Source organism: Ruficoccus amylovorans, from assembly GCF_014230085.1.
Taxonomy (GTDB): domain Bacteria; phylum Verrucomicrobiota; class Verrucomicrobiia; order Opitutales; family Cerasicoccaceae; genus Ruficoccus; species Ruficoccus amylovorans.
In genome coordinates, this window is sequence record NZ_JACHVB010000013.1 from 260,358 (window position 1) to 286,505 (window position 26,148).

Sequence of the window (26,148 nt, forward strand, 5' to 3'; positions counted from 1 at the left end):
TATACCATTTGTCAAGTATTCAGTTCATACAAATTATGCAGGCCCAAGAAAATAATACCCGCCCCGCAACTCTCACTCGGATGCCTCGTTATTTCCAGTACACCACGACTCTCGCCTACCTGTTATGCGCGTGTGTGCCTGCCTTTTCCCAAGCCGAGGAATCCGCAACACTGATCCAAAGCTATGAGGCAACTTCGCTCCCCTCGGAGCAAGGCTGGGTCCAACAGGTCGCCGATGGCGACACCCTGGAGTTAACCCCGGACGGACTCCACATCAAGCGCGCGAAAGCCTCTGGTTGGAATGCGTTTACCAGCGCTTCGTTTCGGGCTCCCCTCGCACGCGCTGAGCGCATAGATGTGATGGCGCGGATGCGCACCGTTACCGCCTCACAGCCGGGCGTTGCCTCGCTCGCTCTCTCCGATGGCTTTCATGAGGAGTTTATAACGTTCTTTCCGGACAGGGTTTACTTTCACCGCCTGAAGCGAACCGTTCCCGTGGACATGACAGGGTCAGCCCACGAGGTGGATCTTGTCCTCGCCGATGGGCACCTCTCGGTCTCGGTTGACGGCAACCCCCTGCTGGCTGGAAGCCCCTCCCTTCCCGGCTATGCCATGCGCACCCCCTGGGTCACATTTGGAGCTGTTACCGGCGGGGGTACCGGCGAGTCGTACTGGGAGGAAGTGGATGTCATGATGGAGCCCGCTCCCGAAGACTCTCTGGATATGCCCCCGTCGGTAACGAACGCCGAGTCGGTCGAAATTTACCACCAACCCGGCATCTTTGCCCTCTTCCCCCAGATGATGAGAGCCGAAGACGGCTCACTCTACATCAAAGCGCCCCTGCGCCGAACCTCCAGCCACATGGAAGCCGGACCGAGTGCCCTCATCCTTCGGTCTAATGACGAGGGGAAAACGTGGGAGCCGGCGGAACGCTATCCCGTCCTGCCGGCCTGGAAAACAGGCGAGCACAGCTATGTCCGCGTTGGCGCCGTGGGGTGGCGCTACAGCACCGATCAGCAGCTCCTAAAGAAGCTCAAGGCCGAAGGCGTTGAGGTGCGTGTAACTCCTGACAATCCGAACAAATACGCCTATGCCAGCGGGTACTTCATCGATCGCTCCACGGACGGCGGAGCAACCTGGAAACAGGAGACTGCCAACATCCCCGGGTACGCCCTGCTGATGAATTACTACGAAGCGCTGAACACCGTACGGGTCAACGATCAGACCCTTCTACGCGGGATTTACGGCAAGCCCAACGCGAGCAAGCCGTACTATGAGTCAGGCGTCCTGCGCAGCACGGACAATGGCGCGACCTGGGAATTCATCCCCATTTACTCCGACCCGGAACAAAAGCTCGGTTTCGGCGAGACGGCCTTCGCCAAGGCGGCCAATGGCGACATCGTGGCCATGCTCCGGCAGGAACCGGCGAACGCCAGGGCGGGCCTGTGGGTGTCCCGCTCGAGTGATGGCGCACGCACCTGGACGAAGCCAGAAAGCACGCCGATGGTCGGACACCCCGCATCGCTGACCCTCCTGCGCGACGGCTCGCTCCTATGCACCTACGGCTACCGCTCCTCCCCGATGGGGGTACGCGTGGCCCTGAGCCGGGACAACGGCAAAACCTGGCACCAGGAAGACATCCGCACGCTCCGCGCGGATGGTTATGGCGGCGGTGGCGACAACGGCTATCCGACCACCCTCCAGATGGAGGACGGCTCACTCCTGACGGTCTGTTACCTCACCGATTTGCAAGGTGTAGCTTACATCGCCGGCACGCGTTGGCGTTGGGACGACTAAACCTTTCTCCTCATCATGATTCTCATCGTCGAACATCTACAAAACTCAAAACCTGATAACATCATGCACACACAGACATTGTCTCGTCTCAGCGCAGCAGCCTTGCTAGCATCCTCTCTGCTCGTTCTCTCTCCCGTCGCCCAGGCCGATATTACCTTTGATTACGAAACGGCATTCACAGATAATTTCACTGTCGAATACACGCAGAACGCCAATGCGACCCCACAGATGGACCCGACCAACAGCTTTCTTGAACAACCGGCGCTGGGCACGGCCAACGTACTATACGCAGGGGAAACTCTTTTCCAGACCGAGACGATTTCCTCCACGTTCAAGATCAGCGAACTCGGATCATCCCAGTCATTAGGGTTCTTCCTGCGTGTCAATACAGACAGCGATACGGGTGTTCTTGTCATGCTGAGCTCCGACGCCGCGGGCACACCTTTGCTGCGCATGTGGTACGGAGCCTCAACCACAAGCGCTACGCTCGGCACACTGTTTTCCCAGACAACCAATTCCGGCTGGCCCAAGCTGGCGGCAGACCAAACCTATACGGTCTCAGTCGATCAGGGGATAGACGGAGAGGGACAGTCGTTCTTCAATCTCTCAGTCCTCAATAGTGAAAATAGCGTCATTGCCACATCCGGGAACCAAACCCTCTCGGCGACCACGGATTTTGACGCCGCGGGCGCAGTCGGCATGCGCCTGTTCAGCGGAACCCGCTTCGAGATCAACAATCTTGCCGGGGATGGAATTGTACCGATCCCCGAGCCCTCCTCCAGCCAGATGGTCATCGGCTCGGTCTGCCTGATGCTGCTCCTGATCGGCAGCAGATCCCGCCGCAGCAAGCTCATGTAGCCCCGAAACTCTCAGCTTTTATGTGATTCGAATGCACTTCCGTCACACACGATCCCGTCGTCGCGCTTTCACGCTGATGCAGCTGCTGGTTGTGATAGCTATCATTGCCATACTCGTTTGCATCACAATCCCGATAATAGGGTCGGTACGTGAAAGCGCGGCGCGGAGCGTGAGCCGCTCCAACCTCCGCCAGTGCCTGATGCTGTTCCATACGGTTGCGACGGAGAACAACGGAAAAGTCCCCTACCAGAGCAATACGACAGTCCCCTGGGTCATCAACATGTGGGAGTATGCCATGCCCGGCATTCCCTTTCCTGCGTGGACGAACGACTCTTCAAACCTGAAGAACAGCATCTTTTACTGTCCGGGGATTCCTTACGCGGACACAGCCCCCGGAGCGATCATCCGCCCCTTCGCGGCCAACATCTACCTGCATTCTCCGTACTCGAACATGGAGCACTTTCAGCCAAGCCTGCTCCCAGACCCGTCCCGCACCATGCTGTTGATTACCGGCACCTCATCCTCGGTGGCGACCCGAACACAGATCGGCTTCCGCTTTGGAGACGGCACGCTCGCCAATGTCGGGTACGTGGATTGCCACATAGAAACACAGAGCCGGGACGATCTCCAACCCCAGATCGATAGCTATAACAGCGTCTTCTGGAAAGGTGATCTTCAGTAATAATCCCCCTCCTTGGGGATGCTTCATCCAGGCGAACCTCGGTAGCCGTCCGGCTCTTTGTACGGTCATTGCCATCCCCTCCCCCCTTTGACAGAACCATCAGATATCCCTGAAGCCCGCGAGTACCCAGGGTGATTACGAGCAAAATCAAGCCATGACGATCCCATCCTTTAACCTCTCTGTCAGCATCGCCGCCATCCTGTTACTCTTGGGGTTATCTTCGGCCCACGCGGCTGCCTCGGGAACCTCTGACCTTAAAATCAAAAAGCTGGAACCACGCATCTGGCAATGCGACTTCGCCAGCACCGCGCTCAGCCGGTCGGGACGGTTCATTGTCATCCTGCCGGAGGACACCCTGACACCCGCCGACACCTCGAGCCAAGAATTCCCCGTGATTTATTTCCTTCATGGCCGGGGGCGAAACGAACGCTCCCTACTTGAGTCTCCAGCGACCAAATCCCGCCTGCTCGATTCACCCTGCGCGATTGTGCTGCCACGTGGCGACGATGGTTGGTACATAAATTCGCCCGTTCGCTCCGCCGACCGATATGCGGACTACATGGATGAAGTCATCACCCTGGCCGAGGAGGAATTTCATGTCTCGTCTGATGCCAGGCACCGGGCCATCGGCGGTTGGTCGATGGGCGGTTATGGCGCGGCCATGACGGTCACTCGCCTCCCGGATGATTTTTGCGCGCTGGCGACCATTATTGGACTTCTCGATTTTCCGCGTCTTCCGATCCCGGATAAGACACAAAATTATCGGGTTCCAGAGGACCGCTTCGGTAGCGATCCGACGGTGTGGAACAAGCTGAACCCGCGCCTCCATGTCGAGCGGGTGAAAGATGTAGCGCTCATGACCGTGATCGGAGAGATGGCCTTTGATCGTCAGATGAACGAGGCCTACATTCAAGCTTCGACGGCGGCAGGCAACCCGCCTCAAGTCGTGCGCCTGCCCGGCGGGCATATCTTCAAGACGGTGGAACAAGGCGTCCCCCCCGCCTTTGATTTTCTGGAAGCGCAAGCGACACGTTGAACAGCAACGGCAATCCGCTATTGCGCCGGTTCCGCCGTCCCAAGCTCCAGGCTCCAAACGTCAGCCGCACGGCTGCGCGGCTTGTCCTCTCCCCCCGAGATAAAAACGCGACCGGCCGTACTTGCCATGGCTGCCCCCAGACGCGCTTCGGGCAGATTTGGCCCCGTGGACAAGTGTCCGTTTCGCGCATCATAGATCCACACATGCCCTTCGATCGTGGCGGCAGAGGAGGAAGTGACAACGCCACCGGCCAGGCAGACCGCTTTCTGCCCGAGTGCAACGCCGCTCATCGCCCGGGGCAGAGACACCTCGACCGGCACGACCTCCCAGGCTGACTGGTCGGGAGAGAAGACAAAAACGCCTTCAAACGGAATCAGTCTTTTCGCGTCAACCGACCACCGGCTTCCAGGGAAAGCATACAGCTTTCCTCCAACGCAAAGAAGAAGCGGATTCACCCATCCACTTCCCGGCGCCGATGCGTATTCGCGCAGTGTACCGTCGGCCAGATCAAAGCGAAAAACACGCGTATCCGCTTGCGACAAGTCGTCGGCATTCTCTGAGCCGCCCATGATCCATAGTCCGCCATCCATCACCGCCGCCGCACAGTAGGCCCGGCCCGCCAGCAAAGCTCCCATTTGGGACACGTGACCTGAAACCAGGTCGATACGCAGAATATCCGCACGAAGCCCGTCAGTTCCGATCCCTCCGGCCAGATAAAGAGCATCCCCCTCGACAGCCCCTCCCCCATAGGCCCAGCCACCAGGAATGCCGCCGCGGTGCTGCCACTCAGCCCCTCCCGGCTGTAGATACCTGATCTCATCCTGTATTACCTTGACGCCGTCTCGCCAGAGACTACCTCCGGCAACCCATAATCCCTCGCGGGCATCGGAGGCCATGGCATGCCCCGCCACACCTTCAGGCAGAGGGGCAAGGGCTTTCCAGGATTCAGAAGTATCCATCACAAGTATGGACGGGGGCAGCCCGGAGTAAGTTATCGCCGCAATCATAAGTGTTGCTGGGATGTTGATCATTCAGGACTTTGGGATGTGAGGGAGGTGCGCCTCGATAAAGGCGGCGATGCGAGCGTCAAACTCCTCTGCGTAGCGTACACCTGGGAGCGAACAATCCGCCCCGGCAATGACCCCCCACTGCTGGAGCGGCAATTTGAGCGTACGCAGAAAATGAAAGAACGACTGCCGAACGCCGGGCTCGGAGAAGACGCCCCAAAGCGAAGTAATTCTTTCCTGAAAAGCCTCAGCCATCTGGATGTCACCTCGCCCCCAGGCATCCAACAAGGAACGGAACAAACCAGGAGCGATACAAGCCTGGGCGACCACGCAGCCCGTGGCTCCCGCCCGCATGGAGCGTAGCACCAGGCTTTCCACGCCTTGGAAGAACTGAAAATCGGGACGACCGCTTTCATACGCAGCGGAGAGCACCTCCTCGCAGCGTTCGCTATCACCGCCATTCGTATCCTTGAGCCCGTGGATATTGGGATGGCGCACGAGCTCCTTCAGCACCGGAACAGAGAATGGCGAAGGCATGCGCAGATGATGATAGAGGAGCACCGGACACGGGCTCGCATCCGCAACCGCCGTGCAGTAGCAGACAAGCTGCTCCTCGTCCAGAGCCAGAAAGAAGGGACTCATCAGGACGACCGCATCCGCTCCGGCCTGATACGCAGCCTTGGCATTGCGGATCGCATGCCGGTAGCCCATGCCACTCACCCCCGCATACACAGTCCCAGTTCCGGAAGCCTGCCTTGTCGCTTCAATGACTGCCAGCCGATCTTTTTCATCGAGCAGGGCAAGCTCTCCGGTGGACCCAACCACAAACAGCTCATCGACGCCTTCCGACCGGAGCCAGCCAGCCAAGCGTACCGTGCTGCCGACATCCACGCTGCCCTCCTTGGTAAAGGGCGTGACCATGGCCGCCACGAGTTTTCCGCGAGGGGTATCATTTCTGTACTCAGTTTCCATTTTAAATTTGGTATACCAAAATAAATTGATTTTTAAAACAAATTTTGGCAAAACCAAGATGTTACTAAATTTAAGGTATACCATAATAACCTCCATGCAAAGAACTAATCTTCACTGCGATCTGCTGGTGGCAGGGGGCGGCCTCTCCGGCACCTGCTGCGCATTGGCGGCCGCGCGTCTGGGAGCCCGTGTCATCCTGTGCCAGGACCGCCCGGTCTTAGGGGGCAATGCCTCCAGCGAAATCCGGATGCACATCGTCGGCGCGAATGGCCTGCATGCCGGTTTGGCCGACTGCCTGGAGACACGCGAAGGCGGCATTATCGAAGAAATCCGCCTTGAACAGGCTGTCCGCAATCCTCAACGATCACCGCACCTGATGGACCTCATGCTCTATGAGTTGTGCCGGGCTGAGCCCTTGGCGCAACCTCCTGGAACCGTACCATTGCGTTTGATATACTAGTGAGTCACTTGACCTGCTCACGATCTTCAGTCCAGCGTTGTTGTCAGGTTCCTCTGGTTGTGTCGGGCGGTTATCCAGACTCAGATCAGCGACTGGCTTACGCAGCTCGGTGATCCCCATCCTCGTGGACTGTTTTTCCAGCGATGGTGTAAGTCTGCCCACGCACTCCCATCTCACGACAGACCAGCTTTACAGGAGCAGGTCAATGCCCTGCTGCACTTCGGGAGCATAGCCAGCCCTGTCTCATCAAGAGAATTTTACTCTTGAAACATCTCTCAATATATCAATATTAAAGCCAGACACTAACCCCTCTTTTACTTGTTCCCATGTCCCCATCCACCCAAACCAGTGCGCATCCCCCACGCAATGCATCCCACTGGCGATCAGGTTTCTCGCTGACTGAGCTCTTGGTCGTTCTCTCTATCATCGGCGTACTTTCAGCAATCATAATTGCCGCAGTAGGCTCGATCAAAGAGCAAGCCTGGGCCACCAAATCCATTGGGAATAAACGAACGATTTACACCGCGCTAAGCATGTATCATGCGGACCACGGAAACCTGCCTCCGCTGATCAGCGCAGATTCTGAGACTCAGCAAAGCTGGAATACCAACACCGCCTGGCATACGATTATCGCCCCCTATCTCGAACACAATGAAATCGTCAACGGGAGAAGGACCGAAGCATCGGAGGTTTTCTATGATCCAGCCCAGGCTGTTCACTCTGTGCGAGGAGACTATGGCATCGGCTACAGCCAACAGTATGGGCCGATCAAGAAGTGGCTGACCGACAGTCAGGGGGTCAGTAACCCCGCTTCCCGCTCGCTTTCGTTCGCCGAGATCAACAACCCCGGAAAAACTCCATTGCTGGCGGACTGCGAGGCCCAGAATAGCGCAGGAGAGGTTGTGGGCAGCTGGTATTTTATCATGACCAGGACAAGCCTCCCTCCTCTGTCCGGCTCACCGCGACTCTCCTTCCGACACAATGATCGGGTGCAGTTCCTCTTCGCCGACGGAAGCAGCGGCTCCTATACGCTGGACCAGGTCTACGGAGAGGATGGCATACTCCCTTGGTCAAACGAATAAGTCCAATACGCAGTCGAGGTAACGGCTTGGGCCCGGCATTGTAATCGACCACGACGGCTGTGCCATCCCCTAATTGAGTCCAACAGCTATAACCGTTGTGGGCATGACAGTAGGGTTGTAGTCCAGACAGAGGACGGAGCGCCGCGAAAGGCATACGGGAAGCCTTGCGAAGCGCACCTCTTCCAGTCGATGGCATGATCGGAAACGTTTCGGACCTGCGCCAGGGAGTCCGCTAGGGCTGGGTATCGACTAGATCGCTGCGGGCAGGCAGGCGGTCAAGATCCTGACGGGTCAGGCGGACATGGATGACTTGTCGCATCTGATGGTCGATAAACAGCTCGAGCTGATCGCCATTTACCAGCAAGTCCGCGTACGAGACCATCGGAGTCACGCCGCCCCAGCCATTGAGCACGGCGGGTTCGCAGGCGTTAACCGCAACGAGACGGGGCTCGCTCCAGGTGCGACTGCCATCGGTCGAAAGCGCACACCACAACTCGACACGCGCCTCATGGGCAAAGATATGGGCTCCTCCATCCGCCGGGCGGCGCTTGTTGTGAAAAAAGGCCACGAGGGTTTTACCATCGGCTAACATGAAAAGCATGGGCGGCGCGTCAAGGTGGACCAGCGGCGTCGGCTCAAAGGCCGACCAGGTCAGCCCGTCGTCATCGCTACGACTCTGCCACAGGCGTCCTTCCGGCGTCCGCGCCATGAGCAGGATTTGCCCGTCGGGAAGCAGGATGGGCCGGGCTTCGTCCATTCGGCAGGTGCCGGGGCACTGCCAGCCGTTCGGCCGGGCCGCAGGCAGGACCGTCCAGGTTTTCCCCTGGTCGGTGCTACGCAGCAGGTACTGATGCGTGACGACATGCTCTCCAGCCTCGTCCGCGGTCCAGTGGGAGGCATGAGCGCCGACCAGCCAGGCGCCGCTGCGCGTTTCGCACATGCGCATGGCGGACATACCGCAAAAATCTGGATCGTTCTGCGGGCGGATGATCTGCGCCGGGCTCCAGGTCCGACCGTCGTCGTCCGAGAACCGGTAACCGATGGGGGCATTTTCTGTGCCGTCATGAAATTCCACGACAGGCTCCGTCCCGAAAGCGTAAATTCTCGAGCTTCCTCTCGGGACGAAGGGCACCGCCGCGTGCATACTGTAGGGGACCTCCCAAGCCACCGCTCCCGGCGTCCAGGAGCAACCGCCATCGCTGGAGCGGTACTGGTACATCCGGTTAGCCATCTTACCCCGTCCGGCCCAGACATAGTGCATGGGTCCGGCCGGATGCATCAGCAAATAGTCGCCCCCCGGCGTGATGATGCTACGCGGATGGCAGACAAAATCATCCAGGCAGATGCGACGGGCTGTGAGGTTTCCAGCCAGGATGACACCCAGCTCTTTTTCCAAACGAAGACCCTCCGGCAGAACAGCGGTCGAGAATTTCTCTCCGGCAATCTCCACCGTATCCAGACAGTGGATACTGTGCGCGGAGGCCGGGCGGTAATTGGATGACAGATCGGACATGGGTAAGTTTTTGGGAAAGGTTGGAGATAGAAAAAGATTCAGGCGTTAACAACATGCTGCGGGGTTCCACTGAAAAAAGACTGAAGGTTGTCGCGGGTGATCTCCAGCAGGCGCAGGCGGCTTTCTTCGCTGGCCCAGGCCAGGTGCGGCGTGATGTAGCAGTTTTCCAAAGTCAGCAGCGGATTATCCGCATGCATCGGCTCAACGCCGACCACATCGACCGCCGCCGCGGCGAGCGGACCCTCCCGCAAGGCCGCTGCGAGGTCCTGTTCGTTAATGAGTCCGCCCCGGGCGGTATTGACGAGCATGCTGCCGGGCTTCATTCGGCCCAGCAAAGCGGCGTTAACGAAACCACCATTAGTCGGTGTCTGCGGACAATGCAGTGAAACCAGGTCCGCTGACTCGAACACCTCCTCGACCGAGTTCGCCCATGCAAACTCCGGCCAATCAAACCCGCCCCGCCGGCTGGGGGAATAGGCCAGCAGGCGGACCCCAAAGGGCCGGAGACGCTCCGACACCGCTCGGCCAATCTCGCCCAAGCCGACCAGTCCCACCGTCATGCCCGCAAGTTCTCTGGGCGGACTCAGCCAGTAGGAGAAAACGGGCGATCGGGCCCAATCCCCCGCTCTGACGCCGACCGCATGGTCGCCGACCCGGTTGCACATTTCCAGGATGAGGGCGACGGCGTGCTGAGCCACGGAAGTGGTGCTGTAGCTGGGCACGTTGCACACGGTCACGCCCTGACGGCGGGCCGCCTGCACATCGATAATATTGTATCCAGTCGCCAATACAGAGACGAGTTTCAATTCGGGGAGCATGCGCAGGGTTTCCGCGTCGAGCGGCACCTTGTTGGTCAGGACGACCTGAGCTTCCCGGCAACGCTCGACGATCTGCGCCCGGTCGCGTCCCGTCCGGTCATAGAGGGTGAGCTCCCCGTAAGGCTCCAATATCGACCAGGAGCTGCGGTCGGAGAAATGAAAAGTCTCTGCGTCGAGAATGGTAATGTTGGGTTTCATCAATCGTTTTGCCGTGAAGGGTTGAGTGTTTCGCCGGGAGCGTTTTCGTCGCGATTGATCCCCGCACTGACGGTGCCGTCATCGAGCGGGTTGCGCTTGGCGTGCCGAAGCACATCCATCAGCTCCCGCAAGTTGATCGCGCCACCGACCAGGAACCAGACCGTGACGATAACCGCCTTCACGAGCCCGATGCCGAGGAATATTTTCCAGTAGCTGAACCACCAGTCGTCACTCCAGCGCTCGTGCAGATTCAGGGCGGTGATGATCACAAAGGCGCTGAACAGGCTCAGCGACCACCCAATCGTCAGATAAAAGATGATGCGGTCGCGTCGGTTGAAATCCCGGCCCGGTTTCAAAGCGTGCCAGCCCAGACGCGGCTTGGGCTGGCCGTAGTTCTCGGGATGGTCGGTCATCTCCGCGTACTCGCCCCGGTGCAGCATGCGGTCGAGGTTGAACTGGCGCCGCTGGGCGAGCGAGACAATGATGTACAGGCTGAGGGAGGTGATCATCGCCGCGAACAGCATCTGCTGACCGTCAAAGGGAAAGGCCGGGTCAAACTGCTTGATGAGAATCCCGCCACAGCCGATGACGCTCCCGGTGATCATGGCGACAAACGCCGCCGGAGTTGTCCCCCGGCGGGAGTACAGTCCGCCAATAATCGCCGCCCCGGCTCCGCCGAGAAAGATCGCTCCGGTCAGCGACATAAACAACAGGATATACTGCGTTTGACGGAAGAACAGGCTGAAGACAAAGGCAAAGATCGCCACCCCCAGGATAGACACCCGCAGCCACAACATGTGCTGCTTCGGGTTCAGCGGACGCCCGCGCCACGGCACGATCACGTCCTGGATAAGGATGCTGCCCCAGGAGTGCATGTAGGTGTTATCGGTGGAGATGGCAGAGGCCAGCATGACCGTCGCGAACAGCCCAAGCATGCCCACCGGGAGCAGTTCGCGGATGACCAACGGGGTCGTCAGTTGCTTTTGCAGTTGCGCGTCGCCGACCGCTCCGAGCGCCTCGCTCGCCGCCTGTGCCTGGGCCGAAAAGTCCGCGCTGTGCATGACCACCAGCGCGGCAATCGGCAGAAAAATCGGAAGCAGCGTCGTCACCGCTGTGCGCCACTGCGCCAGCACTTTCCCCATCCTCGCCTCATGCGGTGAGCGCGCGGAGGAGTTGTACGCCTGTCCCCCCTGCCAGGCCATCGTCCAGTAGAACGCCCCGAAGAGATTCACCAGAAAATAGAACGCGTTAAAGTGCTTCACTTCTCCCGCATCGAAGGGATTGATCCGGGATTGGCCGCTGCCCCCCACCGACTGAAGGGCTTCCTTGACGGTGTCCATGTTGAAATGAAGCACCAGAAAGATGAGGACGGCAACCAGCACGACATTCACAAATTGCGCCTGCACAAAGTCTGTCACCATGATCACGATCTGCCCGCCCGTCAGGGTGAAAAACAACGCCGTGGACAACAGCAGAATCATAACCACCGGGTAGGTCTGCATCTCCAAAGAGCCAATCGTGAAGCTCTGCGGCAACCCACAGAAATACACAAAGAACCGCGCGGTAACGGCGGGGAAAATACCGTAGTTGATGATGCCGGAGAAAAACGCGAGCCCCCCGGCGAAAATGCGAAACTTACGCCCATAGCGCAGCTCGAAAAACTGCCCCAGCGTCATAGCCCGCGTCTGCCGGTAGCGATAGATCACCCACCCGCTCGTCGAGATGATGAGGGCCGCCGGCAGCAACATCAGTTGCCAGAAGGCCGGCACAAACCCGGCCAGGTAGTACATCTCGAAGTACGCAATCAGGTTAATCGCGCCCAGCCCCGAGGCCCCCTCGGCCATCGTCACCAGGTAGCGCCCCGCCGCACGATTCGCCGAAAGGAAATCAGCGACACTGCGCGTATAACGCTTGAAGAAGACGACGATTCCAAAAAGCAGGAGCGTAAATACAATCAGGATTATCCAGTCGAGTGGTGCCATGGCAGGGGTATTAGAATCAGAACAACAAAATTCACGTGATATATCAATAGGAATCTGCAAAAATTCCTGCTATCGTACTTATAATCGAGCGCCTCAATGAGCGGCCCCGACGACCGCCTGAGCATCGACAATCGCGCCTGTCTCACGCAGACGGTCCCGTAGTTTCTCGCTATCGATCTGCGCGGCATTGCCACAGTTGTCGAGGGCCATGACGGCTGCCTGGCCCGCCGCCTCGCCCATCGCGTAGCAGGGAGCCATGACCCGCAGCGGTCCCAGGAGCAAACGCTCAACACTTACCGCCCGCCCGGGGCAGAGGATGTTCCTCACCGGACGCGGAAGCATGATCCTGTAGGGGATGGCAATCACCTCCGGCGCTCGCACGCCCTGCTCATCCAGTGGCTGGTAGCTGGGTTTCTGAGGATCAGGCAGGTCGAAACCGTAGCCGCTGAAACCAATCGTGTCGGGAAACTCGATACGTTTCATGACATCCTCCACCGTATAGAGAAAATCTCCGCGAATACGCCGCGTCTCGCGGATACCCAGCGACGGCGAGATCTCGATGATACGACTGTCCGCGAAGCCGGGGAAATGCTTCCGCATAATAGAGAAGAGCTGATGGACTTGGGAGCGCCCTTCCATCATCCCACGCGAAATGGACCGGCCGTCGGTTCCGTCCACCCCGCATATCCGCGTGGTGTTGATCATAAAGGTTCCCCTCTCCGGTGCCTGCTGGCTGATGAAGATATCAAAGGAGAACGGCCACTCTCCCGATTCGCGCAAGCGCTGGATAATGTCCTTGAGCCGGATCGATTCGTGAGCCCTCATATAGGCTTCGAGCGCGTCCTGATCCACCCGGTCCACCCGGAACATCAGGGTAGCGGGCGTCATCAGCCCGTCCTCCTCCCTGCCTTTGACAAACTCACATCCGCTGCGGGCCGCGACATCGGCGTCCCCGGTCGCATCGACGACGACCCCGGCCTCGACCGCCTGGAGCCCCGCCTTGTTAAAGAAAATCACCTGGCGGACGCGTTCGTCCTCCACCACCGTATCCACAAAGCTCGTGAAAAAGAGCACATCCACGCCAGCCTTGACCATCATCTCGTCCAACAGCGAGACCATCTCGCGGGGCTCAAAATAAAAGCCCACCGCCAAATCGCCCGGCGCCCATCCGAAAGGCTGATAATACTGGTTGGGGATAGACGCCGGGTCGATACCGGCCCCGCGGGCGATCAAGATCTCCGACATCTCACGAAAGATACCCCCGACGCAGGGATGCCCCTCGCTACGTGTGCGGCCGCCGAGCAGGCTTGTCACGCCGGCACTGGTGCCGACACCTCCCAATTGCCCGGTCCCTTCCAGCAAGAGCACACGCGCCCCAGAGCGCGCCGCCGCCAGAGCCGCCGGAATCCCCGAGGGGCCTCCACCACACACCACCACATCGTACTGGCCCAGAACCGGGATTCGCTCAAGCCTCTCAATATTCATCGTGATATTTCAGCAAAAGCCTACTGCAATGCCAACACTAAAAACAGGAAAAATGCAAAAGAGCGATGCCGCCGTCAGGGCAGACCGCGGAAGAGCGCCTCTTTCCCACAACGGATGTGGTGCCGCACGAGACGCGCCGCCTCATCGGCCTTGGCCACCGATAGAGCCTTCAGCAACTCGATGTGGCTATCACGCATGCTCTCGGGATGAACCGACTGATAAAGCTGAATGCCCATGAAGAGCTTTTTACGCATCACATTCCCAAAAGCTGTCAGCAACATGGGAATCCCCGTCAGGGCCACCAAGGCAGAATGGAATTCGTTTTCGATGTTCCAGGCCAGACGAATATCCTGGTAGTCTTTATCGGCCGCAGCCGCCAGGCGCTCCAACTCAGCGTAATGCCCCTGGACGAGACTTCCGGCGTAAACGCGTGCCGCTTCGCATTCAAGGGCCTCACGCAGAATGAACTGTCCGCGCAGATCCTCCATGCGCACACCGCAAACGCGGGTACCCTTTCGCGGGATGGATTCGAGGATGCCATCGGACTCCAGTTGCACGACCGCTTCCAGGACGGGCGCGACGCTGATATTGAGCTCCTCCGCAATCTGCCTGCGGTTGAGCAGATCCCCCGGTGCCAGCTCGTTGGCCATGAGCTTCTCCATCAAATAGTCGTAGGCTTTCTGGGAAAGGCTGACCTTGGGAGTATTTCCAGGGATTCGAGCGGGTTTGGATTTCACACGGGTCATTGCGACTGGAATCCATAGGATATATGTAAAGATATGTCAAGTGTACCTACCTGACTATATCTCGCCGATAACTGTACCGTAAGATCAGGCCAGCAAGGAGCGCAAGACGGGAGCAAGCCCCCGGGCAATTTTGGTCATGCCGTAATCGGACGGATGTATCAAGTCGTCCAGAAGGTCCGCGTAGTCCGTCAAAACCCGCTCCCCGCTGAGGTACTGCACCCGGGCATACCGACCGCACAGACGAGACAGAACCTCGCGATACGAACCGGCTAAAGCGCGGCGCGGAGACTCCCCCAAGTCCCCAAAATGCGGCACTACCGAAAGACACAGAATCGGGCGCCGCCGCGCCGTCAGGCGTTCCAGCATGTAGCGGACTCGTCGCTCAAACTCTTCCGCCGGGATACCATGGCCCACCATATTGACAGACACGCACAGCAGCGCGACATCCCAGCCGGACATCGCCGCCATATAGTCGCTGACCGCCTCCTCGCACAGCGCCGACCCGCCCGAGCCGAGATTGACAACATCCCAGCCCAGTTCTCGACAGACTTGATTCACATAGCAGGCGTGCTGGTGAGACGCTCCAATGCCTTGCGTGATGGATGTCCCGTAAGCCAGGAGCCGGACCCGCGGCACCTCTCCCTGCCTCGGCAAGCGCACATCCCCCTCCCCTTCGATGAAGAGCACCGGATCCCCCCGCATCAGCAGACGACACACCCAAGGCTTGAACGCATGGTCCGCGAATCTTTCAGGACCGATTTCCCGCATCCGCTCATGCATCACGAACTCCAGCGTCGTCGGCTCCGGGCCGATTTTGCGCGGGAAACGCTCCGCGAACATCCCCCAAAATGGCCACAACTCCGTCTCCTTCCCCAGCGACCGGAAAGTCAACCGAACCGGGCGAGTCCAATCCTGCGGGACGAAGCGGACTTCCACACCGTACGGCTCCTGCATCCGCTGCTGCGCAATCGGGTTCAACCGTGCCCGAACGTCCTCCGGCACCCGCTGCAAAAGCCAGCCTCCGGCCTGTTGCGCACGGAATTCCGCCACATTATGAAAGCTCAGGTGATCAGGACTCAGCCGGTTCATTTCCAGGAAAGACTCTCATCAGGCAGCAGGCGGCACAGCTGGCCGTTACGCGAAAGAAAGATCTCCGACGCGGAAGCATTGCGGATGATACCGCCGTCTTGATCGACATGAAGCCGTCGCAAAGCCGCCAAGTAACGAGCGACCTCACTCAGCGTACACCACCAGATGTCCTTCTGGCGCGCGCAGAGCAGGTCCAACTGCCGCTCCAAACCGTCCCACCGTTTTTCTTTGTCCAATTCCACAGCATGCCCCCAGACCAAAAGGAAGCGACCTCGACTCTCATTGGCGGGATGGAGAAACCGGTTAATGAGCGCATCGCTCAGGTTGCGCTCATGGCACGTCGGGTGGAGCGTAAACTCCTCCGCGGCCGGGAAGGCGATATCCTGCGTCGAAACCGTACTGCGGGCGTAGGCACATCCGGCCTCCCGGGCCGCCTGCTCGACATCTCTGTTATAGTAGCCCCCTGGGTAGGCCAGGCCCACAACCGCCTGACCGGAGAGCTCCTCCAGCGCCAGACGATTCCGCCGAATCTCGTCCCGGCGCAAGACCGGAGGCACCAGCGTCAGGTAGCTGTGGCTATACCCGTGAGCGGCGACCTCGTGCCCTGCATAGACCTCCCGTATTTGAGCGGCTGTCACATACCCCGGCGAGCCGAGGAAGGCGTTCGAGAGGTGAAAGGTTCCCCGCGCGCCGTGCGTATTCAGCCGCTCGATAACGGCGGCATCGCCGGCAAAGCCGTCGTCAAAGGACCAGGCTACCGCCAGCGACTTACCCTCGGGCCAACGGTCAAGCACGACTGACATAACGCGGTCAGGGAAAAGCGCGCATTACCACTCTCCGCGGCGGCCAAACTGTTCCTTGATCGCCTGCCCCGAGCGCATGCCGGCCTGCTTGATGGTTTCGAGTAGCTGCGGGATAGTTTTCCCTGTCGCGGAGCGGCCGGACGGGATCAACGTATTACACTCGTTGCGGTCCATGAACTCGGCAGCCTCCAACAGCCCGACTTCGTCCTCAGGGGGGATGACCAGAAAGCCGTGCTTATCCGCATGGATCAAGCGTCCGGGCTCGACCTCGACCCCGAACACCTCCACGGAGACACCCCAGCGCACCGGCGTGCTGTAGGCGTGGCCGACACACATGCCACGCGCCAGGGCCTTGAACCCGGCGTTATTCATCTCATCGACATCCCGGATGGCACCATCGACAATCGTGCCGATACACCCCAGAGACTTGTGGATATTACTGTTCACTTCGCCCCAGAATGCGCCCTTCATCACAGGCTTGTCCAAATCCTGCACCACGGCGATTTTGGGGCCGGGCACGGAGGCCACATAGGCGTAGTACTCGCTCCACGCCGACGCGTTCTCGCGGTGCTTGGGGTTGCTGGGCTCAAATACAACGGTGATGGCCCGTCCGACCATGGGTCCCATCTGGGGCATGAAATCGCGGACAGGTTCCAGGTTAAAGCATTCCCGGGCGATATCATGGTCAGTGACCTGCTCCCAGCCATTGTAAATGGTCGGCGTGTTCCATCGCTTGAGCGCTAGCATAGTGCAATGGTCGATGCCGGCCAGCTTGCCGTTCACGTCGGCAACTCCATTGGTTTTATCAAGATATGCGCTTTTCATAGATTACTAGATATATTACAAAAACAAGCCGGCCTGTCCACAATAAAATGTCTATTGATATATCAAAAATCTGTATCCATCAACACTTCCAGAGATGCCAATGTGACATCACTGCGGCAGGCCTTGGCATCAAGAGTCAGGCTCAGCAGGCCGACACCACCCGGGATATCGACCGGCTCACTGCGGAAAACAAAGGAGCCCGGCTCCTCTTCCTCTTGATGGAGCGTGATCCGGTGGCCGTTCCACCGCAACTCCAGCTTGAGCTGGGGACTCGGAGCCGCCAATGACAGATCGATCTCCACCACGACCGGAGAGGTAAGCTCCTGCAGGCTCAAGGGGATATCTACACGAACCACCGAGCCAGCCGGAACAATCGCCCGGCTCAGCCGCGGCAACGTCAGCCCGCCGCGCTCGCCCTCGACGTAACCGTAGCGGTCCATGACGGTATAGGCCACGGGCGCCTCATCCAGGACCCCCGGCACCTCGGCGGGAAAGGGCGCTTGCGCGAGAAACAGCAAGCAATCGGGCGTGGGCAAACCGGACGCCAATCGCCGATCACCCTCCTGCGGCAGTTGGGCGATCTCCATCAACTCCCCGTCCACGGCCAACCAGCGCCACGGGCTCTTCCCCGACACAAAGGCCAGAGCGGAATCTTCTGCTCCCGGGGCAGACGTCACAATGCGCGGATGATACCAGAGGCCCTGGTCCTTCGTGGCGTCATTGGCCGGACCTGCTCCCGCCAACAGGGTGACGGTCACCTCGCGTCCGGCAAACGGTGCCAGATCGAGATTAAGCGGCTGACGGGCGCCCAGGGCGGTGAAGACTGTCTTCGTAGCCGTCCGTTCACCATCCGAGACGACGACCGTAAAGTCCATGCCATCGCTCTTTTTCTCGGCCCGACCGTCCATGCCCACCTCCGAGAGGAATTGCGCGGGCCCCTCCGGCAGGGTCAAGGTGCAACGTGCAAAGACCTCTCCCAGCCCCTGTGCCTTGTTGACCAGGTCGCCCTCCGCATCCGTATCCATGGGGGCGGTCCCCGGAGGCGTCAGGCGCAAGACGCCGCCCCCGCCCAGCAAGCTGGCGTTACTGCGCCCCTCAATGGGCAACTCCAGCAGGGTTTCCTGCCCCGAGGTGTCACGCAGCCCGCCGGTCAACCGCTCTGGCATATTCCCCAGGTCCACCAGCACACCGGAGTCATCGGCCTCCAGTTCGACCAGCAGACTGGCGACCGAAGCGGTCACCGCCACCGGGCGCACCCCCTCGGGCAACTGCTCAATGTGGAAGGCCGAAAGATCGCGAGGCTCTTTGAAGTACGGGTACCATTGCACCGGATTAAGACCAAAGATCTCATCCTTGTTATAAAAGAGCCACCCTTCGACATGGCCGGGTAAATCCGTCGCCGTGATATCGGACAAAGTCCGGCTGATCTCCTCCCCGGCGCAAAGGGTGGAGCGGTCTTTCATGCGGTAAACCGGCCGTCCGTCCGCAGTGAGAAAGGGGAATGCCACGTCCGGCGGCCAGCGGCCATCCACGTCCTGATCGACGCGGTTTTCCGTCCAGAAGCGCGCCTCGTCCATCTGCTGCTCGAAAAACCCCTGCGGTTCCAACAGGTCGTCCGGGGCACGCCGCAGGACCTTGATCGAGGGGATCACGCCCCAACTGCGGTAGTCCTCCCACCAGGCCGCGTAGAGCTGCGGCTGCTCATAGCCCGAGGGATACCCCGGCCACCCCACGAACTTGACATAGGGGCGGAACAGGTAGGCACTGACGGGGTGCCCGTTGCCGATACTCGAACGGTCGATCGTGCCCCGCATAGCCGACCACACGGTGCGCTGCGCAAAGCTCAAGTAAGGGAACGTCAGCTCGTTCACGCCCTCGCCGCAAAGCGCAACCTGGGGCAGCGCCTCGCGCAACTCGCGGTGAAGCGCCTGCACGCCCTGGACATAGGTCATGCCATCGATGAGGCCGTTATAGTCATTATGCACGTGAACATTCTGATCCAGGTGCAAGGCATCAACGCCACTGAGTTCAACCAACTCCTTCATCCGGCCAACGAAATCCTCACGCCACGCCCGACTGGCCGGATTCACGTAATAGTTTACAATCGGCGGCTTGATGCGGGTATTTTTGTACGCGAGCATCTCATGCTGGCCAAACGGGCTGCGCGTGATCACATCCGCGTACTTTTCGCGGAAGCTCGAATGCGTATCCGTGACGGAAAAGTGGTTAACATGCAGCATGACGCGGAACCCAAGCTCATGCGCGCGCTTGATCATCGGCAGGGTAGTCTGCGCGAACTCCGAGTACTCCGGATAGTCCCGGTCAAACTCCTGCTTTCGCCAATGCAGGATATAAAGCAACACCTGAGAAGGGTCGAGCTGCTTGGCCAGCGCTTCCAGCCGATCCGTATCGCCGTCATTGAGCACCTGCACCCGCGTGTTCGCCACCCAGGAGGGCTGCTGTCGGGTAAGCGGCAAGGGGTGCATGAACGCGTCCCGCCAGTCGCGGTAGGCCTTGGCCGGCACGCGCCAGTCCCCCTGATAAACCCCGATGCGCCAGGGGGGCGTCCGGGCCGTGGTCAGTGTGTCGAAAGGTGCATAGTTATAAACCGTCAGATTCATCATCCAGCCCGCATCCGTGCGCACGAGCTGCAGGCGCTTGAAACAGTGTTCGCTGTCTTCGCTCCAGAGGTAAAACCCCTTATCCGGTGTGATCTGAACAATCGCCAGCTGCGCCTCCCAGAACATGGGATAGTTAAAAGACAGGACTCGCTCGGGAGTATCCGCATCGATCTGGGTACCGCCTCCCGCCGGAATGATAATCTTACTCTCCAGCGGAAGGGGGCCGACCGACCACTCCACCCCGGCCAGTCCGGGCTGGGGTGAGGACGCCTCCTGCTCGACCACCAGCTCATTGCGTTGGGCATCCAGAGTAAAACGCGTGTTTACCCGCAGTCCGTCCACACCGGCAAAAGATGAGGCAACCGCCGTCCCATCAGCCCCCCAGCGCACATCCCCCGGGGCGGCACGGAGCGTTTTCTCATCGAGCACCACCCCCGGTCCATACGGAGCCGACGGTGCCTCCCACAACGGGCGACCGTCAGGGCCAGTCAAACCGGTGAGCGTGCCAGCATCCACCGTCGCCGACCAGCCGTCGGCCTCCAGAGTACGCACCGTGTCCGCTTGCGCCGTCTGAAGCAGCACAAAAACACCGGCAAAAAAACAAGACAGAGGGTAATGCATTTCGGAATCCAAATAGGGGTTAGCATATATGTCCACTGCGCCTGAGGCGAGCGTAACGATGGCCGCGTGACCGCACTAGCCATCGCAAGGGGCGGGTTGGACAGGCCGATCGTTACGACAGTATGGATCCCCAAATCACTGAAATGTCAATTAAAATATCAATAAGAACTCCAGATGCAGCGCTACAATACGATTGTACCTGTAGCCACTTCTGATATTTTTATTGATATTTTAAAAGCGCAAACTAAAGATGATGCCCCCAATACAATCTAAACCAGCTATTATGAGAAATCCAATGCCCCCTACCCTCTTGACCACCGTCCTGGCCAGCCTGCTGTTGCCAGCCGCGCTCGCAGCGGAAACCGTCATGGAATGGACCTTCTCCAACCAGACGCCCGGCAGCCTTATCCAAACGGCCACCAGCACGGGAAGCCAGCAGGTACCCCTGACCTCTCCGGTAGCCTTCGAGCCAGAAGCGGTGCAGACCGGAGAAACCGTCTCGGCCGGCTTTACGGCGGCGAAGCGCCAAATGCTGCTGAGCGAGGCAACCAATGTACTCGCCTTTGAGGCCAACCAGCCGTTCACGATAGAACTCTGGTTCCAATACCACAGCACCTCCGACAGTGGCCGCTCCATGTTGAGCAACCGCGCCTTCAAAAGCCAGGACCCGGCAATGCCGGGCATAACGCTCATGATCAGAGGCACCGGATCGTCAGGGGCAAGAGGAGTCGGAGCGTTTATTGATTTCGGAGACCAGGATGTATTCCTGACCTCCACCACCCCGCTGGAACCTGACACCTGGCATCATCTGGCTGTACGCCGCGACGAGAAAGGCCGCCTCGACCTCGTGGTGGACCACAAGAGTGTGGACAGCGCAAAGACCACCCAGAATGGCCCCCTGCACTCTCCCCAACCTCTCTTCATTGGCCGCACCGCCAACAGCACCAGCGCCGACGGGTACTTTGACGGCATCATCCAGGCGGTACGGGTCTCGAACGCGTTCGTGTACGCAAAGGATTTTCTGACCAACCGGGCTGAATAACTTCAGCCGGTCGGCTTAGGGATAACATACGGTCAAGCCCCGGAAGCGCGTGCTCCGGGGCTTGTTTGTGTCTGAGGGCGAGTCGCGCTGGACCAAGCTTGCCACCGGTTGCTTCCCCAAAACACGATGACCACGGGTTTCGTGCGGTCATCAAGTGTCGTGACAGCCACACCCCGCGTGCTTTTCCCCTCCCCCCGGGAACATCCCCTTTTCGCCCAAAGGATCACCTGGTTTTGACATTAAAATGCTTTAAGCAGTGTCAACGCGGCAGCTTTCCGACGTCCATGATGGTTAATAACGTGTCAGCCCAGACCTCGCTTACTTACGCTGGAGGATGAGCCGGCGGAAAACAAAGCACCCTGCCCGAGCATTCGGACAGGGTACCCATTGATTGACTTGGATTACTAAAAAACCTTCTAGCTGCGCCGACGGCGGACATAAACAAACAGAAGCGTCATCAACGCGGCTGCCGCGGCGAACTGCGAGGGCTCGGGGATTGCCGCCTGCAGCGCGACAAAGTTGGCTGGTGCCAGCGCCGCATCCGATATCCGTACGACATTGATCCCGCCATCCCACATGGAGTTTACATCGCCACTGTTTGCGGCACGACCAATATAGGTGCTGTCTTGGGATACGATTGCTCCAATATTGGAAGCTGTATTCTGGCCGACGACACTACCATCCAGATAGAGAGTGATGACACCTGTCTCGGTGCGTGTAACAGCCACATGGTGCCACGTATCCAATGACATCGCAGTACCCGTCGAATTCACCACGACGGCCGCAGAACCGAAATCAACAATAAAGCCAAGCTCACCGGAACCCGAACCAGCAGCGGTCCCACGCTGATAGAGCGAGAAGCCGGGATTAGTCGGGTCGATAGAGCCAACGGTGCGGTTACTGAGAATATTCCGTCCAACCGAAGAAATGGACTCAGCATAAACCCAAGCCTCAATGGTGAAGGCGCTGCTGGCAGCGAAATTCAGGTACGGCACCACGCCTGAGGACTGCAACCAGTCGCCCGAACCCGAAGGGTTGAAGCTGGTACCGGCATACTCGCCGTACATGGCCCCGGACGGCTCGTTGCCGCTGGGAGCAGTTACGGTCGTGGCATTGTCGCCGGTGCTGGTCACGCTGTTCACGGTGCCGGAGGGATACGAGAGTATCCACTCTGCCAAGGTTGTCTGAGCACTCACTTCTGGCAGAGCGACCGCCGTGAGAGCGAAAGAAGCGGCAAACACTGCCGGAATATGAGGGATTCTATTCTTCATAGGGAGGTTTCAATTGGGGTTAGTCAATGATAGATATTTCTTCTATTATATCAGTCAATAGAACGTCAAGGCAATTTTCCAGAATCATGCAAGCCGGACTTTGCTCTGCGCAGAGATCCCTCCCCCCCCTTGTCCCAGTCAGCTAAATGCTGCCTAAAACTCGTCCAACCAGACAGACCGGAGTTCCGAGGGGGAATGTCTGCTGCGCGATCCACGCGCCGCCGCGGCCTTCGCGACGCAACACCTCGATCGTGGAGGAATCCTGACCGGCCGCGAGCAGCCACTTGCCATCAGGGGACAGGATAAAGTCGCGGGGGCAACGGCCCGCACAGGGGATCATCTCACGCAGTTGCAGATGGCCGGTGAGTATATTGCAATCAAGTCGGGCAATGGCATTGCCCCCGCGGTGAGAGACGTAGAGTTCGCCGCCGTCCGGGGAAAAACGGATCGCGGCCGCACTGATGGACCCGGCGTGATCCGCGGGCAGCGTGCGCGCGGACGCAACCAGTTCCCAGCGCCCGTGATGCCTTCGTAATAAAGAAACAACCCCCGTCAACTCCCCCACCACGGCTAGATGGTTTCCGTCAGGGTGGCGGGCAAAGTGGCGCGTGCCGCTCCCCGGCGGCAACGCGAGCGCAACGTCAAGGCTCCACGCCGCGCCGTCACGCCGGTAGGCTCGCAGCGAGTCCGTGCCCAGGTCCGTGGCCAGGAGTGAATCGCCATCGAGGTAGTGAACCATGTGCGCATGCGGCCCCTCTTGCCGGACTGGATGCGGTCCGCTGCCGCAAGCGCGCAGCACCTGGCTGACGGCTCCCAGCTTCCCGTCTTCGGCGATCGGCAGGAGGCAGACACTTCCCCCCTCATAGCAGGCAACGGCGAGCTCGCGGCCATCCGGAGACACCGCCAGGTGGCACGGGTAGCCATCCGGCAGCGGCTGAGCGTTCAGCAGCACGGGCAAAGACGAAGTCGCATCCATCCGGTAGGCACAGACGGCGGGACCGCCTTCGAGCGAACGCTCCTGCACCGCGTACAGATGGGTTCCTGACGCATTCAGAGCGAGGTAGCTCGGGTTGATCGCCGGCACGCTTCCAACGAGATCCAACGCCCCCGTCCTTTCCGAAAAAGCCAGGACGGAGATCCCTGCGCCCTGGGGAGCGGGGGCCGGTGACGGCGCCTCGGTGTAGCTGCCGACATACAGGTGCAAAACCTCCCCGGCGGGCGTGCTCATCCGAGTTCCTCCGTGAAACGGCCTTTGTTGTCATAGGGATGCGTCATGGCCGGGGAAAGACGTACCGTCCCGCCCTCGCGCCAACTGGCCGACACCAGCAGCCGATCCGGGCATTCCGGCAAGCCACGCTCACCGAACTGGAGCATCTGCGCCAAGCGGTCCACCGCCAGTTCGCCGACGCGGGCGTGATTATGATAGATGCCGGACAGGCGCGCGTGCTCGCCGGGCAAGGTGTAGGCGGCGACTCCGATTTGCTCCGGGACGCGGTAGCCCGCCTGCGTCAGCCAGTCCAGCGGGGTCGCATCGCGCACCACCACCGCGTCCAGTTCATGCTTGTTTACCCAGTCCAGGAAGCGCTCCCGCTCCAACTGCTCGTAGAGCGCCACCGTCACGTCCAGCCCCTCGCTGTAGGCCAGGAAGGCCGACTGCGCCCGGCGGTCCATCCGCTCGTTGTCCTCGCGCCAGAGAGCGAGCCCGATCCGGCGGTAGTCCCGCTTGCGGAGGGTATCCAGCAGCGAGGTCATGGCGCGGAAATGATCCGTCGCCACCACCGGCAGCTCCGGCTCCAGCAGGGTGTGGCCGATGCTGACCGCCGCCAGGCGGTGCCAGGGCAAGTGCAAAGGCGTGCCCCGGCGCATCTGCGGCGCGATGACCACGCCCGCGATGTGGCGGGTGTCGAGGATGGCGGCCAGGCGCTTTTCACTGAGCCCGTCCTCATGCAGCCAGAATTCATCCACGGCGTACCCGAGCCGCCGGGCCCGTTCCCGCGCCCCGCGCAGGATGTCGGCGTAGCCGGGAAAAATGCTCATGTCGGTCTGGCGGTCATGGTTGAAAATCCAGCCGATACTGGCGCGATAGGCGGTGCTTTTGCGCTGCCGGTAGGCGATGAGCGAGGACAGCGCCGGGTCCGGCACATAGCCGATGTTTTCCGCTTCGCGCCGGATCCGCTCGCGGGTGGCCTGGGCGATGCGCTCGTCTCCGCGCAGCGCCTTCGACACGGTCGTGACGTGAAGGCCCAGCCGTTCGGCGATGTCCCGTTGTGTCCTGCGCGGAGCCATATGACCGCAAAACCTACCCCACGCCATCGCCCAAGGAAAACCTAAATGAGTTCACATATTAGAAATCCGTGTTTTACTGGGCCACAGGGTCACTTTTGACCGTCATTTCCCATGTATGAAATCGCCACCTCTTGCGATTTCCACCCCTTAACGCCAAGTTACTTCCCATGAGCCTGCTTCTCGGAAAAACCGCCGTGATCACCGGCGCGGCCCACGGCATCGGCCTCACCATCGCCCAGACCTTCGCCCGCGAGGGCGCCCGTATCGCCATGGGCGACATCGATCTGCCCGCGCTGGAGCGCGAGGCGGCGGCCATCCGGCAACAGTACGCCGTCGAGGTGCGCGCCGTTGCCTGCGATGTAACCTCCAGCGCCGAGGTCGGGCACTTGATCGCCACGGCGGTCGAAAAGCTGGGCGGCTGCGATATTTTAGTCAACAACGCCGCCGTCGCCCTCGGTGGCACGATCACCGACATGTCCGAGGAGGACTGGCAGCGCGTGCTGAACACCAACCTCACCAGCGCCTTCCGGACGATCCGCGCCGCGCTCCCCCACATGCTGGCAAAAGGCGTGGGCAGCATCATCAACATGGCCTCCACCCAGGCCCACCGCAGCTGGCCGCACTGGACGGCCTACGCCGCCGCCAAGGGCGGCCTGCTCGCCATGACCACGCAGCTCGCGGGCGAGTTCGCCGCCCGCGGCATCCGCGTCAACGCGCTCTCGCCGGGCGCGATCAACACCCCGATGAACGAACGCCGCATGCGCGAAGAGGGGCCGCAGCTGCGCGAACGCCTCAGCGCGATGCACGCGATGGAGCGCATGGGTGAACCGGACGAGGTCGCCGCCGCCGCGCTTTTTCTGGCCAGCGACGCCGCCAGTTTCATCACCGGACAGGACATCAAGGTCGATGGCGGTCTGTGCACCCTGCCCCGCTACCACGAACCCGAACAGTAATT

At 59.9% G+C, this 26,148-nt stretch carries 22 protein-coding genes; 8 read left to right on the plus strand and 14 right to left on the minus strand.

The genetic code is table 11. The features are described from left to right. Positions 1 to 80: 80 nt before the first annotated feature. The 4 genes from H5P28_RS04315 (at position 81) to H5P28_RS04330 (ending at position 4,372) form a co-directional block, all read left to right on the plus strand. Positions 81 to 1,796 (plus strand): sialidase family protein, encoded by a 1,716-nt coding sequence (locus H5P28_RS04315; RefSeq protein ID WP_185674481.1) that lies wholly within the window; start codon positions 81 to 83, stop codon positions 1,794 to 1,796. A 15-nt stretch (positions 1,797 to 1,811) separates the two neighbouring features. Beyond that, positions 1,812 to 2,654, plus strand: a complete 843-nt coding sequence (locus H5P28_RS04320) for a hypothetical protein (RefSeq protein ID WP_185674482.1) — start codon at positions 1,812 to 1,814, stop codon at positions 2,652 to 2,654. Positions 2,655 to 2,823: 169 nt separating this feature from the next. Then, a complete protein-coding gene (locus H5P28_RS04325) occupies positions 2,824 to 3,336 on the plus strand; it encodes a hypothetical protein (RefSeq protein ID WP_185674483.1) in 513 nt (170 codons plus the stop codon). A gap of 154 nt (positions 3,337 to 3,490) precedes the next feature. Then, positions 3,491 to 4,372: an alpha/beta hydrolase gene (locus H5P28_RS04330; protein WP_185674484.1), complete on the plus strand. Its 882-nt coding sequence runs from the start codon at positions 3,491 to 3,493 to the stop codon at positions 4,370 to 4,372. 17 nt (positions 4,373 to 4,389) lie between these two features. Here the strand turns inward: H5P28_RS04330 and H5P28_RS04335 are convergent, their stop codons facing one another. Together H5P28_RS04335 and H5P28_RS04340 are read right to left on the minus strand one after the other, a co-directional pair. Next, positions 4,390 to 5,331 carry a Kelch repeat-containing protein gene (locus tag H5P28_RS04335; protein ID WP_185674485.1) on the minus strand — a complete coding sequence of 314 codons (942 nt, stop codon included), beginning with the start codon at positions 5,329 to 5,331 and terminating at the stop codon, positions 4,390 to 4,392. Positions 5,332 to 5,403: 72 nt separating this feature from the next. After that, a complete protein-coding gene (locus H5P28_RS04340) occupies positions 5,404 to 6,351 on the minus strand; it encodes a dihydrodipicolinate synthase family protein (protein WP_185674486.1) in 948 nt (315 codons plus the stop codon). A 94-nt stretch (positions 6,352 to 6,445) separates the two neighbouring features. On the opposite strand from H5P28_RS04340, the gene H5P28_RS04345 reads away from it, so the two are divergent. Next, a complete protein-coding gene (locus tag H5P28_RS04345) occupies positions 6,446 to 6,811 on the plus strand; it encodes an FAD-dependent oxidoreductase (RefSeq protein ID WP_185674487.1) in 366 nt (121 codons plus the stop codon). 326 nt (positions 6,812 to 7,137) lie between these two features. After that, positions 7,138 to 7,893, plus strand: coding sequence for a type II secretion system protein (locus tag H5P28_RS04350; protein WP_185674488.1), 756 nt, complete (start codon positions 7,138 to 7,140; stop codon positions 7,891 to 7,893). 232 nt (positions 7,894 to 8,125) lie between these two features. Here H5P28_RS04350 and H5P28_RS04355 read toward each other — a convergent pair whose 3' ends face one another. The 9 genes from H5P28_RS04355 to H5P28_RS04395 all read right to left on the minus strand — a co-directional run bounded on the left by H5P28_RS04355 (position 8,126) and on the right by H5P28_RS04395 (position 20,594). Then, a complete protein-coding gene (locus H5P28_RS04355) occupies positions 8,126 to 9,406 on the minus strand; it encodes a sialidase family protein (RefSeq protein WP_185674489.1) in 1,281 nt (426 codons plus the stop codon). Positions 9,407 to 9,444: 38 nt separating this feature from the next. Beyond that, positions 9,445 to 10,422, minus strand: a complete 978-nt coding sequence (locus H5P28_RS04360; RefSeq protein WP_185674490.1) for a D-2-hydroxyacid dehydrogenase — start codon at positions 10,420 to 10,422, stop codon at positions 9,445 to 9,447. Beyond that, entirely contained in the window at positions 10,422 to 12,404 is a 1,983-nt protein-coding gene (locus H5P28_RS04365; protein ID WP_185674491.1) for a sodium:solute symporter family protein, read from the minus strand. The genes H5P28_RS04360 and H5P28_RS04365 overlap by 1 nt, the downstream gene beginning before the upstream one ends. Positions 12,405 to 12,497: 93 nt before the next feature. After that, positions 12,498 to 13,889 (minus strand): FAD-dependent oxidoreductase, encoded by a 1,392-nt coding sequence (locus H5P28_RS04370; protein ID WP_185674492.1) that lies wholly within the window; start codon positions 13,887 to 13,889, stop codon positions 12,498 to 12,500. A gap of 74 nt (positions 13,890 to 13,963) precedes the next feature. Next, positions 13,964 to 14,635, minus strand: coding sequence for a GntR family transcriptional regulator (locus H5P28_RS04375; RefSeq protein ID WP_185674493.1), 672 nt, complete (start codon positions 14,633 to 14,635; stop codon positions 13,964 to 13,966). Between the two features lie 84 nt (positions 14,636 to 14,719). Continuing rightward, the gene (locus H5P28_RS04380) at positions 14,720 to 15,724 is read right to left on the minus strand and encodes a GDSL-type esterase/lipase family protein (protein WP_185674494.1); all 1,005 of its coding nucleotides are present in this window, start codon (positions 15,722 to 15,724) and stop codon (positions 14,720 to 14,722) included. After that, on the minus strand, positions 15,721 to 16,527 hold the full coding sequence (locus tag H5P28_RS04385; protein WP_185674495.1) for a polysaccharide deacetylase family protein: 807 nt from the start codon (positions 16,525 to 16,527) through the stop codon (positions 15,721 to 15,723). Before H5P28_RS04385 ends, H5P28_RS04380 begins: the two co-directional genes overlap by 4 nt. A 24-nt stretch (positions 16,528 to 16,551) precedes the next feature. Next, positions 16,552 to 17,352, minus strand: a complete 801-nt coding sequence (locus tag H5P28_RS04390; protein ID WP_221773354.1) for an RraA family protein — start codon at positions 17,350 to 17,352, stop codon at positions 16,552 to 16,554. A gap of 62 nt (positions 17,353 to 17,414) precedes the next feature. Next, positions 17,415 to 20,594, minus strand: coding sequence for a DUF6259 domain-containing protein (locus H5P28_RS04395; RefSeq protein ID WP_185674496.1), 3,180 nt, complete (start codon positions 20,592 to 20,594; stop codon positions 17,415 to 17,417). 295 nt (positions 20,595 to 20,889) lie between these two features. Here H5P28_RS04395 and H5P28_RS04400 point away from each other — a divergent pair, with 295 nt between their 5' ends. After that, on the plus strand, positions 20,890 to 21,636 hold the full coding sequence (locus H5P28_RS04400; RefSeq protein WP_185674497.1) for a LamG-like jellyroll fold domain-containing protein: 747 nt from the start codon (positions 20,890 to 20,892) through the stop codon (positions 21,634 to 21,636). Between the two features lie 416 nt (positions 21,637 to 22,052). Here the strand turns inward: H5P28_RS04400 and H5P28_RS04405 are convergent, their stop codons facing one another. The 3 genes from H5P28_RS04405 to H5P28_RS04415 form a co-directional block, all read right to left on the minus strand. Next, positions 22,053 to 22,907, minus strand: a complete 855-nt coding sequence (locus H5P28_RS04405) for a LamG domain-containing protein (protein WP_185674498.1) — start codon at positions 22,905 to 22,907, stop codon at positions 22,053 to 22,055. 142 nt (positions 22,908 to 23,049) lie between these two features. After that, positions 23,050 to 24,135, minus strand: a complete 1,086-nt coding sequence (locus H5P28_RS04410) for a lactonase family protein (RefSeq protein ID WP_185674499.1) — start codon at positions 24,133 to 24,135, stop codon at positions 23,050 to 23,052. Beyond that, complete coding sequence (locus H5P28_RS04415) at positions 24,132 to 25,193, minus strand: LacI family DNA-binding transcriptional regulator (RefSeq protein ID WP_185674500.1); 1,062 nt, start codon at positions 25,191 to 25,193, stop codon at positions 24,132 to 24,134. The genes H5P28_RS04410 and H5P28_RS04415 overlap by 4 nt, the downstream gene beginning before the upstream one ends. 167 nt (positions 25,194 to 25,360) lie before the next feature. On the opposite strand from H5P28_RS04415, the gene H5P28_RS04420 reads away from it, so the two are divergent. Continuing rightward, entirely contained in the window at positions 25,361 to 26,146 is a 786-nt protein-coding gene (locus tag H5P28_RS04420) for an SDR family NAD(P)-dependent oxidoreductase (RefSeq protein ID WP_185674501.1), read from the plus strand. Positions 26,147 to 26,148: the final 2 nt, after the last annotated feature.